General features: G+C 45.1%; 13 protein-coding genes. 4 read left to right on the top strand and 9 right to left on the bottom strand.

The features are described from left to right. From OGY19_RS18405 to OGY19_RS18395, 3 genes are all read right to left on the bottom strand, one after another. Positions 1 to 80: IS1 family transposase (locus tag OGY19_RS18405; protein WP_304529247.1), on the bottom strand; the 80-nt coding region annotated here is incomplete at its 3' end. 33 nt (positions 81 to 113) lie between these two features. Beyond that, positions 114 to 701 carry a restriction endonuclease subunit S gene (locus tag OGY19_RS18400; RefSeq protein ID WP_286596950.1) on the bottom strand — a complete coding sequence of 196 codons (588 nt, stop codon included), beginning with the start codon at positions 699 to 701 and terminating at the stop codon, positions 114 to 116. 71 nt (positions 702 to 772) lie between these two features. After that, entirely contained in the window at positions 773 to 1078 is a 306-nt protein-coding gene (locus tag OGY19_RS18395; protein ID WP_071934064.1) for an NIPSNAP family protein, read from the bottom strand. 101 nt (positions 1079 to 1179) lie between these two features. Here OGY19_RS18395 and OGY19_RS18390 point away from each other — a divergent pair, with 101 nt between their 5' ends. The 4 genes from OGY19_RS18390 to OGY19_RS18375 all read left to right on the top strand — a co-directional run bounded on the left by OGY19_RS18390 (position 1180) and on the right by OGY19_RS18375 (position 4715). Next, the gene (locus OGY19_RS18390) at positions 1180 to 1791 is read left to right on the top strand and encodes a hypothetical protein (RefSeq protein ID WP_057523672.1); all 612 of its coding nucleotides are present in this window, start codon (positions 1180 to 1182) and stop codon (positions 1789 to 1791) included. Positions 1792 to 3249: 1458 nt separating this feature from the next. Beyond that, entirely contained in the window at positions 3250 to 3615 is a 366-nt protein-coding gene (locus tag OGY19_RS18385) for a hypothetical protein (RefSeq protein WP_166444178.1), read from the top strand. A gap of 214 nt (positions 3616 to 3829) precedes the next feature. Beyond that, positions 3830 to 4369, top strand: a complete 540-nt coding sequence (locus OGY19_RS18380; RefSeq protein WP_131380329.1) for a recombinase family protein — start codon at positions 3830 to 3832, stop codon at positions 4367 to 4369. Next, on the top strand, positions 4350 to 4715 hold the full coding sequence (locus tag OGY19_RS18375) for a hypothetical protein (RefSeq protein WP_232051961.1): 366 nt from the start codon (positions 4350 to 4352) through the stop codon (positions 4713 to 4715). The genes OGY19_RS18380 and OGY19_RS18375 overlap by 20 nt, the downstream gene beginning before the upstream one ends. 334 nt (positions 4716 to 5049) lie before the next feature. Here the strand turns inward: OGY19_RS18375 and brxL are convergent, their stop codons facing one another. From brxL to OGY19_RS18345, 6 genes are all read right to left on the bottom strand, one after another. Then, the gene (brxL, locus tag OGY19_RS18370) at positions 5050 to 7110 is read right to left on the bottom strand and encodes a protease Lon-related BREX system protein BrxL (RefSeq protein ID WP_108168775.1); all 2061 of its coding nucleotides are present in this window, start codon (positions 7108 to 7110) and stop codon (positions 5050 to 5052) included. Positions 7111 to 7367: 257 nt separating this feature from the next. Then, on the bottom strand, positions 7368 to 9971 hold the full coding sequence (pglZ, locus tag OGY19_RS18365; protein ID WP_080892562.1) for a BREX-1 system phosphatase PglZ type A: 2604 nt from the start codon (positions 9969 to 9971) through the stop codon (positions 7368 to 7370). A 217-nt stretch (positions 9972 to 10188) separates the two neighbouring features. Beyond that, a complete protein-coding gene (gene pglX / locus OGY19_RS18360) occupies positions 10189 to 11973 on the bottom strand; it encodes a BREX-1 system adenine-specific DNA-methyltransferase PglX (protein ID WP_099433765.1) in 1785 nt (594 codons plus the stop codon). Further along, a complete protein-coding gene (locus OGY19_RS18355) occupies positions 11973 to 14975 on the bottom strand; it encodes a reverse transcriptase domain-containing protein (protein ID WP_099433764.1) in 3003 nt (1000 codons plus the stop codon). The genes pglX and OGY19_RS18355 overlap by 1 nt, the downstream gene beginning before the upstream one ends. 16 nt (positions 14976 to 14991) lie before the next feature. After that, positions 14992 to 15456, bottom strand: a complete 465-nt coding sequence (locus OGY19_RS18350) for a hypothetical protein (RefSeq protein WP_137675670.1) — start codon at positions 15454 to 15456, stop codon at positions 14992 to 14994. Positions 15457 to 15478: 22 nt separating this feature from the next. Then, a complete protein-coding gene (locus OGY19_RS18345) occupies positions 15479 to 16111 on the bottom strand; it encodes an Eco57I restriction-modification methylase domain-containing protein (protein WP_286596940.1) in 633 nt (210 codons plus the stop codon). Positions 16112 to 16172 lie beyond the last annotated feature (61 nt).

Raw genomic sequence — 16172 nt, 5'->3', positions numbered from 1 at the left:
TGTCCGGCAGTGCTTTTGCCGTTACGCACCACCCCGTCAGTAGCTGAACAGGAGGGACAGCTGATAGAAACAGAAGCCACGGGAGCACCTCAAAAACACCATCATACACTAAATCAGTAAGTTGGCAGCATCACCCTTATTCGCACCTTCCTTAATGATGACAGTAATTCTTCCAAATCGTTATGGTTTATTTTTTTCTTAATGCTATCGACTTTTAATTTTATCTTCATAAAAGAAGTCAGTACGTTTTCTGGGGGGATGTTTATTTTAATCTTCCCAACTATATCTTTATTCAGGTTCGCCATCGTAACCCCACGAGACTCTTTCTGTAAAAAGTTCTTAATCGAATCGCTAGATAAATATTCGTTCAAATAAAAAGAAAGTATTTCATTTGGCGTTTTTAATCTAATAAAAAGGCTTCCTGTGCCGCAAAACCATCCATCCTCTTTATCATTAATCAGTGCACAACGACCCATTTCTCCTCTTCGGCCCATTATAATGTCACCTTTTTTTAAATGATATTCTTTTAGTTTGTCATATTTGTGGCGATCTACGCATAGTTTAAAGTTGGGAATGATAATACCATTTTTAATATTTGTAGGGTTAATTAGTGGTATACCATTTTCAACATAATCTTCCTTATGAAGCTGGGTTCCAAATGGTCCAGTTTGGATAAATGCTATGTCTTTTAAATCTTTCAACTCCCAACCATTTAATAAAAAAGTTTCATCATTTGGAGACGCTCAAAACGCGTCTGGTGAAGCCATATGACCTATGATTGCACTCGCAGCCCTTCCACGCTTTCTGATGGTAGGCTGATCACTGTTTTCATGCTGGTTTCTATGCTGCCAACGATGTCTTGGCGTGGGCCGTTGCGCCAGTCGGCGCTTGCGTAGAAAGAACCGAGAACCATTGCCATGCTTTCGGCGCTATCAAAGCCGCGAATCGGGTAGTAGCAATCCGGGTCATGAAGCGAGTTGCCAAACGAAACAATGTCGATCCCGTGGCGCTGGTGTATTACTCTTTCATTCCACTTGGATCTGTAATATAAGTGAGGAGGTTTTTGAAGTAAAACGATATTGAGTAATTGATGGTTTATGTTGTTCTGCTATAAGCTGACAATAACCGTCTGTCAGATGTTTATTGAAAATAAATAAACTTAATGTTGTGGAGGATAAAGTGGAATTGGAGAAGGTTCTTAAATTTTCGGTTGAGGATGGAAAATCGCTGACCGACGATGAAGTTATTGAAGTATATAAATTGATTGAGGTTAACATTGAACATGTTCGTTTCTCACATAATGATTTCTTTATTTATCTTTCGGATCGCTACCTAGATCTATCGATCGCAATGGATGAAAAGGATAGGGAAAAAGAAAAAAGTCGTAAAAGTGTTATCAGAAATTCCTTGGTAATTCTGGTCGTGATGGTTGCAATTTATGGTAGTGCCAAGCTAGTTAGCTATATAACAAAACCCAGCGAACTGGATATACAACAGTCTCAGGCCTATGCTTCTTTACGTATTGATGCCATTAACCGCAAGCAACAGGCGTTGCAGTTTTTAAAGAGTGCGCCAGATGTATCGACAGAAGATCTCTCTTTGATTACGTCTACGATTACGAATTCTGGGATTAGTTTTGGGGATTCTTTTGTTCTTCAATGCCAAGAGTATGGAGAAAAGGTTGCAATAAACACATTGGCTTTATCTCCGAATTTATCGAGCGAAACAATTAAAGCATTACAGCAAGCCGTTGATGCACAATGTGAGTTGTATAATCTTGATAAACAGTAAGGTGGATATGTTTAACACCTATATTGAACAATACACTAAAAGTAACTTTTAGCATATAGCCACTTGCTATCGTGTAGAAAAGATATCAACCAAAGGAGCACGGACGTTTATGGCGACTTACCGGCAGATTGCTGATGATGTTAAATCCCGAACAGGGAGAACAGTCAAAACATGCTGGATAGCGCATGTTAAGTCATTGCATGGGCTAACCCGTCGCGTATCACCTAATCGGATCAGCATCGAAAGCCGGGTTTATCCTTGCCCTGATAAATGGGTTGCGGAGATCGAGCAATCAATGAGAAATCTGGGCGAGCTTTAGCTTTGCCGCGCAACTCAACTTTGGAGGCTGTTTGCCTCTATAAGGATGATTCTGCCTCTGCCGAAGTTTTTGAACGCAACGCCATAGAGGGACGCTTGCCGATCTAGGAGATCGACTTTCCCGCGCCCAACTTATCCGGCTGCATTTACACCGCGAGCACTTTGTGCGTTAACAACGTTCGGTTCGGATTTGTTTGTCTCGAAGGTGAGATAGAAGAGACATGTTTACTTTTGAAGGGAAAGGTTTAAAGCATAGAAAACCACAATTTTTAAAGATGTTAAAACACAACTTGTTTTTATATGTTTAACCCTTCCTCGGGGGGGAAGCCGGACATATCAACCCTAAGGCCATCTGAGAAGATAGCCTGTAGGTTTGCTCGGTTCCCCTTGCCAGATGAAGATCAAGTCTTCCTCGTGGTGTGACGACCTTTCTTGAAAGATGCATTATGCGCAAAAGTAGCTACTCAAGAATCCGCCGATAGCTACTTTCACCCTCTGCTTGGCTGCATCAAACGCTTTCGCGCCCTACCTACCACAATCAACGTTTTGCAGAGTTCCCGTCCTAACGTTATCCGCAGATGCGCGGTAAAGCTCCACCAACCCGGACCGGTTTACCGTATGTGGTAGGTGTCGGGAGACAAGCTAACACACCGTTTTTTTCAAGAAAAGTTATATATCAGATAACTGCGTTCGTATTCTGAACGCAGTCGCTATGTGCATGGTAAGTATATAAAAACAAGGTGATTTTTACATGGAAAGGGTGTGCTTCGATTCCCCTGTAACTTTCAAGGTAAAGCACATAGTGTTGCAAATGCGGTGACATGCGCATTCAACGCGCTGGGAAGCCCTGTGGCGTGTTTTTTATCAGGGGTAGTGGATTTACTGGCTCGAAATTTGTGGCACTATCTCAATGAGTCTGGAGAGATCTGTCGAAATGAGCATACTTCGCCGCGTATTCTTCACCAGTATAGTGACATAATGATCAGGCAGGCATTGAGGGGGCGTATGAACCATAAACGCTGGATAAGCATCCAAACACATAAGAAGTTCTATAGGGCCCGCTGTGAGTTTTTGGACTGGGTTGATAGGGCGTGGGAGCATTCATTTTCTTGCTTTCTTTTGCAGATATCGGGATTCCTGATGTTTGGTGTTCTTGGAATTGCCTCCTTGCTTTTTGGTATTGGTGCACATATGAACGCTTTCCCGGAATTATATCGAAACGACAAAAAACGTAGACCAGTAAGGTTTAAGTATTCTTTGACTTTATTTGTCAGGGAGAAGGGATGGATTTTCCCCGTTATGTTCGCACTTTTGTTTGTTTCAGTTGTTGAACCATTCAATCCATATTTTTTCACTTCACCATTACTTTACTACACCATCAATGGCGCTGCGTTAGTTGTAGGCGGATTGTGCGGGGTATTTGTTTGTATGAGACTGTTTAGCTGGATGAGAGAACGCACTATTTGGCTATCGGAATGGCAGGATAAATACTCTGACGACAAGTAGTTCAGGCGCTTGGGTTTATTAATGATACCGCCATTATCTCGCATTCAGGCTAAGTATTTTCGATTCTTCAAAAAGTTGCTGCCAACAAACGACCGTTTTCTGACACCTCCCAATCGCACGCTTTCACACTGTTGGAAAAATAGCCTTGGCTTTTCTGGCAGGCCATCCTAATGTTGGCCTCGTTTTCTGGCGGGGGCCGGATGAGGAGATGACTATGGCGATTTTTGGCTACGGACGTGTTTCGACATCGCAGCAGGATACTGAGAACCAACGGCTGGAGCTTGGGCAGGCTGGGTGGCAAATTGATTACTGGTTTACCGATGTTGTTAGCGGGAAGGTTCCGGCAATGCAACGTAAAGCATTTTCTGAAATGCTCAATAAAATCCGCGATGGTGAAACGTTGGTAGTTGCAAAACTAGACCGTCTGGGGCGTGATGCGATTGACGTCCTGCAAACGGTAAGGGCGCTGGCTGACCGTAATATCAAGGTTATTGTCCACCAGCTTGGCACGACTGATCTCACCTCCGCAGCGGGTAAGCTTCTGTTGTCGATGCTGGCAGCGGTTGCGGAGATGGAACGTGATCTACTGATTGAGCGGACGCAGGCGGGTTTGTCGCGGGCAAAAGCTGAAGGTAAGAAGCTGGGAAGACCGTCGAAAATCGCCCCAGAAGCCCGTAGAGCGATTATCGAGAAAAAGAATAATGGAACCAGTGTCAGTGCCTTAGCGCGTGAATATGGCGTTTCCGACGTTTGATAAAATTGTGCAGTTGAAATCGCTCTGGAAAGTCTCGGCGATGGCTCTGATTGTCAGAATGCGCAATCTGAACGTGTTGACGGAATGGCAGTATAACAGCCTGATGCGCGATGCGACTGCAAAGGGTTATCGGACCGGTGAGCCTGGAGGAATTGAACGTGAAAGATCGCTCATTATTGAAAAAATGATGGCTGCTCTGGCGGGCAACGGTATTAATCTGACTCAGATGAGTGAAGAGCTTAACGTGCCACTTGATGAATTGAGTAGTCTGCTTTACGGTGTGGCACCAATCAGCGGCGGCAGTAGCGGAACCTCACGTTCAAGGGCCTCCCTCCGTCTGGTGTGAACAGGAAAACTGCTCATGCTTAGAGCCGCTCAGGGCAGTCTCTGGCGGCTTTTTATTGATGGTCAGCGGACTCACCACTGTTATTTTTCTGAATAGTAACCCTTATATTCAATGTTCTCCGCATTCTTACCCATACTAGATACCGACCAATGTGACCGACATGCCATGAGGGGGCTCGGAAAAATGTAGCGGTATTACCCGCAATTCCCCCTGATCAGCCCCCAGACTAGTTTTAGCTACGTCCGCTCCTGACACCGATCTGCCTTGTCAGATTTGCCCAGCGCCGTAACAGTGTCAGCTCGAATCTGAGCTAATACATATGATTTTCAGTTCGTTAGTGAACACCCAATGCCTTATAAACCGCATCCACGGGATCGGCATAGAAGCTGATCTGGAACTTAGAGAAAATCTCTGCCGGTACAGTCGGAATGTCAGAAGCAGATGCCATCGGTAGCAATACACGTTTACCACCACTGTCCATTGCTAACTGCAAGCTTCCCGCCAGATCTTCAACTGGATTCACTACACCTCCCAGTGTCATATCTCCTAATACTACCATCTGTTCCTGCACTGACTTACCCATCAAAATGGAACAGAACGCTATCAGGGCTGCCATGCTAGTTTTAGTACTAGGTCCGGAGTTATGCAACTCAACGGCATGCAGATGGTATTCATGCTCGGAAAATTTGGCGGTAGCACTGATACGGTTCAGATTACCTTTGAAGTAATCAAAACCTACGCGGATGGCTTCTTTGGCTGGTGTATTGGAGCCCAGGCCAGATGTCGAGTGTTTACCATTACCGGGTGTCATCTGAGTCTCGAAGCGATACAAGCCCAGTTGGCCAGTTCCACCCTTGGTAACCATATGTACAACTCCTGGTTTACCCAGACCTTCAGGGATTAACTGGCTTCCGCCTTGCTCTGGTACATTGACGAAAAACTCTTCCAGAGTTTCGTTGTCGAGGTAGCTGAAATGCACATCGAAAAACTCCATACCACCCAGTTTTTTCAACTGCTCTTTGATTCGACGGCGAAGTTCCAGTGCGTAGGTAAGGCAAGGGCGCACCTCCTCTTTACCAAACACACCATGAGGGTAGAGCAGCTTGAGCAACCCAGACACGGTGCGACGTACTGCGATCACATCACGCTGGTTGAGGTTGTTCCCGAGTTTGAAGAAGCGGTCAATAGCATCAGAGAAACTACGCTTGCGCATTTCACGCATATACTCGGCCAGGTAGTCGGTAATCAGACCGTAGCTATTGGTAAAAAACTCAGGTCGCATCTTCGGAATATCCCAGCCTGGGATATAGGCATGAAAGCGGTCAAAGAAGGCGGTATCGATCATCGCTTCTGGGAAAGGAGCCAGCAGGTGGCTGGTTTTGACTAACGTTTCGACGCTTTGGTTGATGTTGCCGACAAACACCATAGAAGCTTTGGCTTCGATAGAATCACGACCACGGGAGAAAGAGCCCGATGCCATGTAATCCTTCATGATCTGGACGCCATCTTTATCCTTGAAGGTAATACCAGCCACTTCGTCAAAAGCTACCACATCCCACATGCCTACCAGCCCAACCTGCCGGGAACTCATGTTGTAAAACAGATTGGCGACTGTCGTCTGGCCACCTGAGACTAGTAATGAATTAGGCGAGCACTCTTTATAGACGTGGCTTTTACCGGTACCACGTGGGCCGAGTTCGCAGACGTTATAGTTGTTCTCAACGAAGGGGATCATCCGCGTCAACAGGTGCCATTTCACCCGTTGCTTCAGATTGGTTGGCTCCATGCCGATAGAGCGGATCAGGGTATCCAGCCATTGCTCTGTTGAGAAATTAGCCCGGGCGGCAAAAAGCTCTTCCATATCCATAGAGGGCATCTGGATAGGTTTAAGGTTGAAAATTGAGAAGGGCGAAATTCTTTGCCCTTCTTCATAAAAATAGTTAAGAGTAACAATACACCAGATCCCCCCGGTGAGCAGCTTCTCGTTAGCTTTAACAATGTTGGCGGGGATCACGGCATCTTTGATACCGAGGTTCGAAAGCTGAGCCTCGTAGACATCTTTCTTCTGGTTGAGTTTTACTCCGATCTTATCGATCACTTTAAAGCTACCACGCTCACGAATCAGAGATTTTACTTTCTCAGCCTCATCCGGGCGAACATAGTTCTCAGCGAGGATTTTTTTGACGTTTTCCAGACCTTCGCGTACCACTTCATCATCGTCTGAAGCACAGTACATACCGAGCAGATATTCCAGTACATAGACAGGGACATTAGCCCCTTCTTTTAGCTGTTTGGTCAAATCCTTACGGACAACTTTACCCTTAAAGTAACGATTCAGACGGGCATCAAGATCCATGCTGGCATGCTGAGATAACTCATCGTCAATGCTGAGCATAGAAGCCTCATCAACAGTAGTTCCGCTCGGCTGGGCAAGCTTCTCCGTGTAAACGTCCATCTGCTGGATGACTACATTGTTCGTGATATGTGTGACATTCACCGCTGGCTCTTGCGCGGTTTCCTTTCCTACAAACTCACCTTCAGTAGGATTTATCTCATCATGTGGCATCTGGTATTGCTCCCGGGTACTGATTAGCTGGTACCCAACATTAGAATTTACTTTTCACATCCGCAGGATCGCTATTTTGCGAGCCATTAAAAACCGAATTCATCCTGGATTGCCAAATCAATAGTGACTGGATAGCGTGCCATTTCAATACCATCCTCATCATCAACGAGCAGCAATTGATACTGCGCCTTGCGGTCAAATTGAGCACCGGTCAGTTTTAAACGCACGTCTTGCTGGCGTTGATCCAGATTACTTGAGGTCGCTTCAAAGAGTAGCTTCTCAATAGCTGATACGGTTTGTTCTGAACTATCTACCACCGAGAAACGAACCATTCTTGATTTATGACGTTCATCGACGGCATCGGTCTGCAGAAAGCGGATTTTATCGATCACATTTACCAGCTTAATGGGTTGGTATGCCGGAACTATGCCGACTTTGGTTTTTTCATACAGAGTTTGTTTCTTGCCACGCAGCTCTTGTACTTCAAGTATTGGAACACAGACCTCTTGCAACATTGCACCACCATGGACGAAGCGGGCTCCACCAACAAAATGGAAACGGCTCACTCCTTTCGGAAGCCAGAATTCCACATCAGAGTTACCACCAACAACATTACGCAATTGCCCATGCCAGACATCTTCGTTTGTTGGTAAATTGCGACCAAGGAGATAGCGTTTTGAAGCTTCCAGAGTTCCAGATGGTTCGTGTTTCAGAGGCGATTTTACCCCGTTTTCAACTGAGGCCTGTTGGAATAAGAATCCATGATCGGCTGTGATCACTACGCGAGTAACGCCAAACCCATTGATAATTTTGTTGATGAGTCCATTCAGTTCGTCTATAGCCTGGCGGGCATGAATGAATGTCTTAAGCTCACTTTTCTGAGATTCACTCTGAGCATCGATCACATCGTGATAGACGTAGATTACCTTTGCGTCACCAACCGCCTCGTTAGCTTCTGCCCGGGTCCAGCTCAGCAGACTTTTGGCCGAAATCGCTATACCACCTACCTTACTTAGAATAGTGCTGCGATTTTCTAAACCCGCGCTGCTCTGTCCATCTACTAATACTGTTGAGTTGGTAGCGGCATAGTCCAGTTGCTGATGTGGGAGTAAGGCGGCCATGCCAAGTTGCGTGTAGCTAGGTAGTACCCCGAGCTGGCTCTTGAGCTGCGCAGTGAAGCGCTTGGCTTCATTTATCTGTCCCTGGAGCTCATGAGCAACTTCATAGCGCAAGGCATCACTGATAATAACAAACTGGCGCTTGACGCCGCTTTGGGCGAAGCGTTTTTTGATGACCGTATCATAGAAGCGATGCTGAGAGGGGAGGCCAAGTTGCCAGTTATCAAGCAACTGCTCTTTAACTAGCAAGCCATCCCATGTCAGTCCCAGTTGGTACAGATACCAGTTCACATACAGATCTTCGATTTTACTGGCCAGTACAGCCAGCACTTCTACCGACTGTCCTTGCAGGTGCAATAGTGCTTCATTAAACAGGCGATAGGCTGCATCAAACTGGAACAATTCAGCTTCATAGGCAAGATACATTTCTTGTGCTGAAGTGTAATGAAAACCATCCGGTTTCGAACGGCGTAGTTCTAGCAACAATTCAGCTTGTTGCAGCGCCTGGTAAATATATGCATATTTAGGTACAGTTCTGGCCCAGAATCCATGTCGACGACGAGAGATTAGTTGGGCAAACTCTACTCGATTCAGTTTCAAGTCACCGTTGTTTAATCCAGATATCAGCTCACGGATCAAACCTTGTTCGACCGCTTCAAAGCCTTCGACTTCTCCCCAGAGCCAGATATCTTGCGCTGTCAGGCGTGAAGCAAGTTCGAGCTGATCCGCTACCTGTGCAGAGATGTCGGCAAAATTGCTGCTGTACTGGTTAGAATCACGCCATCCAGATAGCAGAGCCATAGCATTCGCACGTCCGGTGGGAGTGGCTAATAGTTGTGACTGTAGCCAGACAGGGCGCTCTTTGGTATCAAGCTGTTCGTAGCATTCACTCACCAGTAACTTACGAATCAGTTCGCGTAGTGACGGTTCTGTCCCTTCAGGTATATGGTATCCATATTCACGGTTCATTAAATGCCAAAATCCAGGCAGCAATCCATGCTGTTCTAGCGGAGCAAGAGCGGTTTCAGCATTCTCAAGTAACCGATCGCCAATGCTTTTCATTATTTCGGCAATCTGAGCATGACAGGCCAGCACGACACTTATCATCTTCATATCAAGTGATAGCGGATCTTCTATGCCGCCACGACCGTCCAGGCGACGTTTAAAGGCTGCAATACGCTCTTTGTTGGCGAAAAAGCTTTTACGTGACGCGATGTGGTCGCGCAGCGCCATATTGGCGAGGCCGAGGTCATTAAGCAGAATTGAGGCTGCATCAGCATAAAACGTGGTGCTATAACGACGTATATCGAGCAACCAGTCTTTAGCTGGTGATGGTTCTGAACTGGGCCAATAGAGAAGGAACCCCTGCGTGGGTTCATCGATTTCAATGCGTTTGCGCGTCTGAAGCTGTGACTGCTCTGCCATATTGAGCACTATTACTGGCAACCCGTTCCACAGTATGGCGAGTTCTGTTAGCTGTGCAGTAAAGCTCTGTTCTGGGTCGTGCCAGAAAACAATCCGATCTGCGGTGAATTTGTTGTTAAGCCCGGTTTGAAGCTGAGTGATATCCATCAGTACGTCTCGGAATAATTAAGCCATCAGCACCATGGCTGTGAATCGGCGGTAGTGTGTAATGTTGAAGATGATTATACCAACTCTGAACGTTGATGAGTGACCGAATCCCACATGCTAAAGATTCGATAGCTAATCTAACTGATTTGTACAAGGGGACAGTGAGAACAAAGTTATAAAGCGGAGACACTAGTGTCTCCGCTTTATCTTTTTGAACTTACTCGGCTTTATCACCAGTAATAGCTTTCACTTCAGCTAATAAAGTACCGAACTTGCCGTAATTGATCTTAACACCATCGTCGAGATCGAGCTGGATCTTCATATCAGCATAGTGTTTGAGTTGGTCGCCAAAAGAACGCAGCTCGGTAAGCTGTTTGGTCAGGCTATCGATCTCTTTACCGATGAGTTTGGCTTCGGCTGTTTCTGCTTCATTCTGCTGCAGGCGCAGGCGCTCAATACGGCTATCCATTTGGCCGAGCAGGGGCGTGACATACTCAGTGCGCATGCGCGGGAGAGTTGTTTCATTGTAGCGATGTAAATAGACCAAGCATTCAAAGGCTTTCTCTTTACCTGAACTGAATAGCCAGTAGATCGGGCGTTTTTTGTAGGTCTTCAAGTGATCTTTAAAGAATTGGGTCGAGAGATAGCGGCGAATCGTCTCGCGTGAGGTTTCTCCTCCTTTTTTCACTGGCTTGATCGCAGCTAAGCACAGGCTATCGGCAATAAATTGCAAGTTCTCTTCCAGATGAATATTCCCCCATACAGTGCGGATAAACTCTACAAAACGAACAGCAATATCATCCTCAAACCAAGTCTCTGAGGCCAGAGGTAGAATACCATCGCTATCAGCCGGGAAACTGATATAAGCACCTCCTTCAACTAGTGTTTTAAAACCTTTGTTACCGGCATGGGCATAAACCAGTCCCTCACGATCTAGTGAATAGCGCCCCATCATACAGCCGAGCGAATAGGAAATCAGTTCTACGACGGTATCCGATTGCAGTCTGTCTTCTCGCTCTTTGTCGGTCAGATTACCGCCATAGCGATAATGCGGGTTACAGGTGAGGGTTATTTCACTTAGTGGTACGTCAGGCGTCAGCTCATTTTGCAAGCCATAGGTGTCGATAAAAAGACTGTTATTCTCCTCTTCGAGGCGTTGCATTTCCTGAGATTTATTGTGCATAGATGTACGCAGTTTTTGGTAGCAGTTATCCAACAATAACTCACTGAAAACTGGTGGGAGTAGAGGTAATCTATTGAATGCCCAAGAAAGCTCATTAGAGTCCCAATCACTTTTTGACAGTTCAATGAGGGTCTCGGTCAAGAATTTTTTTTCTGGTAATTTAACCGGTATCGCATTTATCCCTATTGAACTGTAGTCAAGTGTCGGACAAAGAATATTCAGAAAAGTTTGAGCAACCTTGCTATTCAACAGACCAAGTAGCCCATGTTTATCTACAGATATAGGAAATATACAAGATCCCTTGGTATCGAAAAGAAAGCCTGTAGGATTATATCTTGCAGAGAATAAGCCAGAGCTTAACGATGAATAAGTTATGTTCTCACGAAAATAGTATTCTTGATTTTTTAGGCGTCCTCCAGGTCTAAGCTTGTTAATTTCTTCAACAAACTCTTTAAGTTCTACTCCATTTTTTTCCCAGTTAACCAAATATTCGTTATTTCCAAACCAACGACGAAACTCTCCACCTTTATTGTAGGCGTACCATTTCTCAGGTCTGCTTTCAGATTCTTCGGCACTTTTGCAGTCAAAACATGATTTATCCGCGCTTACTTCATGCCAGAAACGTAAGAAGCGGCCATTATCAGAGGTGGCCATGCCTTGTTTTGCATCAGCAACTTCACGTAGCTTTTCAAATTTGAAGCTGGAAATAACCATGTCGTTAACCCAATATGCAATTGGGCTTCCCGGAATTTTTTCAAAATCCTTGGCTGAAGCTCGATAAAAGTGTTTGTCCATGTTGTTATTTTCTTGCTGGACCATTATGAGTCTCCTTTTGGCAATTCTTTTCTGTTATGTGCCATATCCTGAGCAAATCCATCCGGAACGGGCTTAAAGGGTTTTCCTGGTGAACGGTGGTTGGACTGGAATTGGCGTAAGGTCGTTACATCAATTTCACCGGTGATGCAGTAATCGTGATTCCCACCTTTCACGCGCATTAAGTCGCGTTGGTAGCGTTCTTTGTAAGGTGCACGAATACGGCTATCGCCATAAAGGCGATTATTACACTGGATGATGTAGGCATGGATATCAAGTGCAGCGGATTCTACCAATGCATTAAACGTGTCGGTATCAGGGTTCCATTCTGGTACAAATAACGCATCGATTTTACCGCGCAGATCTGCCCGATAACGAATATTGGTCAATTCGCTGCAGATCATCAATGCAAAACGAAAATCTCCATGTTGCACAATCGGGGGTTGTGTCCATTGTGTGGCAGGGCTTAATTCAAGACCTGCAAGGCGGAAGAGTTCCTGTTCTTCATGTAATGCAGGTCGCTGCTTATCTTGTCGGTAGAGCATCAGAGATGGGAAGCCCAGACCATCATGACTCAGCGAGGCCCATACCTGATTACGTACGCGCTTTTTCGGAGCATGCAGATATTCCACACCACTGATAAATGAAATACCACGCCCCTTAAGTTTGTGGGCTATGCGAATAAACCACTGCGGTGGTAAAGCCAGCTCCGGTAAAATGAGATATCCACTATTATCAGGTCTGGAGATCAGTTCATTGATTAGACGACTGAGTCGCTGATAACGGCGACGACTATCAGGATCGGGTTTGTTCATCACCGCTGCGACAAAACTCGACCCACTAGTTTCCCAGCTAGATACCGCGATTGTATGCTTGGACTTAGGTTCGCCATCAGGGATCTGAAGTATTTTCTTACCGTTATTCCAATGCGGCATTTTGTGCTTGGTCAGCTCAAAACCACGTAAAGCCTGCATCACCTGGCTCAGCTTAGCGCAGTGAAGCGAATTAAACGGATCTGGTGCTATCAAATACAACTCATTGAGGCTAAAAGGGCGAGTAGCGAAATTTAGACCTGCCGGGATCCCTCTTTTAAATTTGAGCCAATCCACGAGAATACGGATACCTTCCGTTATATTGCAAGGAAGTAACTCATGTGCATCTGAGGTGATTAATTTATTACGTGCAATGATGCCTCGCTGGCTCACAATCTCTTTGGGCAGGCCGATGAAGCGAAGTGGAATATGCGCTAGATCGTAACTGAATAGCCGAGCATGAGCTCCCTGTAAGACATTGCTGCCGAGAAGTTTAAACAGACTAGACTCTAAGTGCTTTTTAAACTGTAAGGTATTACGGAATTCCTCCCAGGCAACCTTTCCTTCACCACATAGCTTGTGTGGAAAAGACGAAATAATGCTTTCAGCAACAGCATCGTAAAGTGTGTTCCACCAATCATGTTGTTGATATTGCAAGGAAGACTGCAGAGCCTTAATCGATATAGTGCAATGATCTTTGACCTTTTCCGTTAGCTTATTAAGAGCCTTAATCATTTTATCAAGATAGCTAAAATCTTCACAAGCGACTGCCATTCGAATGATACGTGGCAGGTATTGAGCCAGTTCGAAGAATTTTATCGGCGTAAGCAAATGACCTGTTACCGCATCAAAAAAAGCATGGCGGTGTTCTTTCCAGGCATCAGGCGGAAGGTCGCGCTCGTAAGCTTCATAGTCACGCAGATTGAGAGCGAAGCTAGCTCGATGCAGGGTTAAAGCATCAGTTTTACGCAGATTATCGGCTTGTTCACCAATATGACTGGTTGCTTTAAGCAGATCGGTTGCCACTGATTCGGCTGAATCAGGAAGGTTTGGTAAAGAGCGCCATTCGCTTGCACGTTGATTAATCTGCTCAGAGATAGCATTGACCAAAGCAATACCAGCCGCGCCAGACAGAACGAATAATTTATTTTTGTTGTTTGTAAACACGATACGGCTGGAACATGTTTCAAGGTAATCAGGCTTGAAAAGGATAGCCTGTTCTTTTGGGTTATCCATATGTTCCCACTTAAATAACTCTTTGCCCCCATCCCGATTGAAGATCCAATCCCAGAACTGATACGTATTTTTTATCTTACTGGTATTTTCCATCACTAACAGGATGTCATCCACATAGCGACCATAGTAGAGTGGAACAACCTGCTGTTCGATAAACTGATCGAGCTTAAAGAGTGCTGCATTGGCAACAACAGCAGAGGCTGGCAAACCAACGGGTAAGCCTTTTCCGAGTGGTGTTAGTTTTGCCCAGGCTTCCAGTGCAGTAATAAACAATTGGTGCACTCTCGTCTGACTCTGATCCAATTCGACGCCGATCAGTTTTATAAAGGCCGGATCTTGCATAAAACCGGGATTTAGTTCATGGAAAAAACTGCTCACATCAGCTGTAAGAGCTAAGACCTCTTTTTTATCTTGCAGTGCTGAACGCATAGCGTTAATGCCGCCATCACGCCAGTCGCGAAAAGGTTTGAGGTAAGGAGTAAATGATCCCAGTGCTAGTTCGTTAATTTGACCATGGCGATTACGGCGTAATCGGCTGCCATAAACATTGCTACTGAGTTTTTTATCAAAAAGCGAACCCACCTTGAGCATCCAAAGAGCTGAAAGGACATGGAAGTCCAAACTGCAGCAGGCCATCAAACGAAATTCTGCTGTGATTTCTTTTCCAGCTTCTATTATCTTCTGCCATTCATCATCAGGTGACGCGAAAATTAGTCCTGTGCTGTCATCTGTTTTCTCCGTTTTAATGGCTTTTGGGACCAGAGACCAACCCCCTAGAAAATCTGGGTTGTGTATCCAATCTTGATCTTCTCCATTGATTCGTTCTTGCAAATCAGTGAGGTTAACCTGCAGCTTATCCTCGTAGTCAGCAATGGCAAATAGCGACGGAGTTGTCGAGTAATAGAGGTCTACTTTAGCCTTACGATAAGCGAGCCCTAAATCTTCTAATGTAAAACCCATATCGTGTCTCCTTTCCCTATTTTCGTTTTGCTACTGCTTTTTTTTTCAGATTTTTAGCTGTATCAACAAAGCACCAGAAGTCAGTCTTTTTCATTTGACAGAAGAGTTTTAGCTGGCCTTTATAACGATGTTCAATGTGATACCAGATTGGATTTCCTGCAACTCGTTCAATATCGGCATGAGCAGCTGCATTTCGCAGATGGTAAAAAATACTCTTTAAAATGTTACTCTTCGCGTTATGGAACCAGATCAGATTTTGCTTGTTATCTGCAGTAGGTAGGGTTGATGTCGCCAGCTCTTTTTCAGTCGAGAAAGGCTGGATTTGTAGACTAAGTCCACTCTTTAACTTGCGATATCCTTTAACCTGGGTTGATAACAGTTCAGATGTTAGCCCCTGGTGCTGCTCGTAATAGAGCACCAATTTTTCATAGATGTCGGCTAACTCGGCGCGAGTCAATTTGTGGAGGTTAGAGTTTGACATTATCTGCTTAAGCCCTATTTCTTTAAGCAATAGCTGCTTTAAACATGGCTGCTTTTTCTGCTTCAGAGTTTCCATCCACTAAACGGAGATAAGTGCCCTGATAGCTTGAAAGGTGAAAATTTCCTAATACGAATGCAGTAGTTGAGACGACTTCTCCACCAATACTATCAAATCCTCTTGCCCCAAGATGGGTCATACTCAGGATAGTGTGTTGATTCAAAATTCGGGTACGCAATGACTCGTATGAAGAAAGGAACATCCAGCTTTGCATGGTGATCATCGCTACCACACCTGACTCTTTGGTTAAATCCAGATTTCGTTCGATAAAAATGGCAAACAGGTCTGACTTGCTATTAGGGAACTGCTTCTTAGCGAACTCTTTCAGATCCGCATTCATCCCCTTACTGCCCATGTACGGTGGATTTGCAATCACCGCATCATAGCGTTTAGCTAGTAGGCGAGCTTGTGCTAGCAGCGGTAATAGTTTTTTAGATTCAGGTCGTTGCATATTATCGCCATTTTTGCTGAGTTCCTGAATCGTGGAATAGAGCTCCTCAATAGCTGAGGCTTGTTCAGTAGATATACTAATTAAGGAACCCAGTGTTTTGGCATTAAGAAAACGCTGATGCAGGTCTTTTAGGGAAGGTGCGAACAAGTTCCTGATATGAGATCATCATATTCATCCGGAGCGCATCCCAGAGGGACATCATGAGCCA

It is taken from the genome of Citrobacter sp. Cy070 (assembly GCF_030332245.1).
Lineage (GTDB): Bacteria > Pseudomonadota > Gammaproteobacteria > Enterobacterales > Enterobacteriaceae > Citrobacter > Citrobacter youngae.
Note: the sequence above shows the minus strand (reverse complement) of the source record. Positions and strands in the feature narration are given on the sequence as shown.

What these genes read in the sequence shown, in the direction of transcription:
- OGY19_RS18380 (WP_131380329.1), top strand. Translation starts at nt 3,830, where the DNA reads ATGGCGATTTTTGGCTACGGACGTGTTTCGACATCGCAGCAGGATACT.
- OGY19_RS18375 (WP_232051961.1), top strand. Translation starts at nt 4,350, where the DNA reads ATGGCGTTTCCGACGTTTGATAAAATTGTGCAGTTGAAATCGCTCTGG.
- pglX (WP_099433765.1), bottom strand. Translation starts at nt 11,973, where the DNA reads ATGGTCCAGCAAGAAAATAACAACATGGACAAACACTTTTATCGAGCT.
- pglZ (WP_080892562.1), bottom strand. Translation starts at nt 9,971, where the DNA reads ATGGATATCACTCAGCTTCAAACCGGGCTTAACAACAAATTCACCGCA.
- brxL (WP_108168775.1), bottom strand. Translation starts at nt 7,110, where the DNA reads ATGCTCAGCATTGACGATGAGTTATCTCAGCATGCCAGCATGGATCTT.
- OGY19_RS18350 (WP_137675670.1), bottom strand. Translation starts at nt 15,456, where the DNA reads ATGTCAAACTCTAACCTCCACAAATTGACTCGCGCCGAGTTAGCCGAC.
- OGY19_RS18355 (WP_099433764.1), bottom strand. Translation starts at nt 14,975, where the DNA reads ATGGGTTTTACATTAGAAGATTTAGGGCTCGCTTATCGTAAGGCTAAA.
- OGY19_RS18385 (WP_166444178.1), top strand. Translation starts at nt 3,250, where the DNA reads ATGTTTGGTGTTCTTGGAATTGCCTCCTTGCTTTTTGGTATTGGTGCA.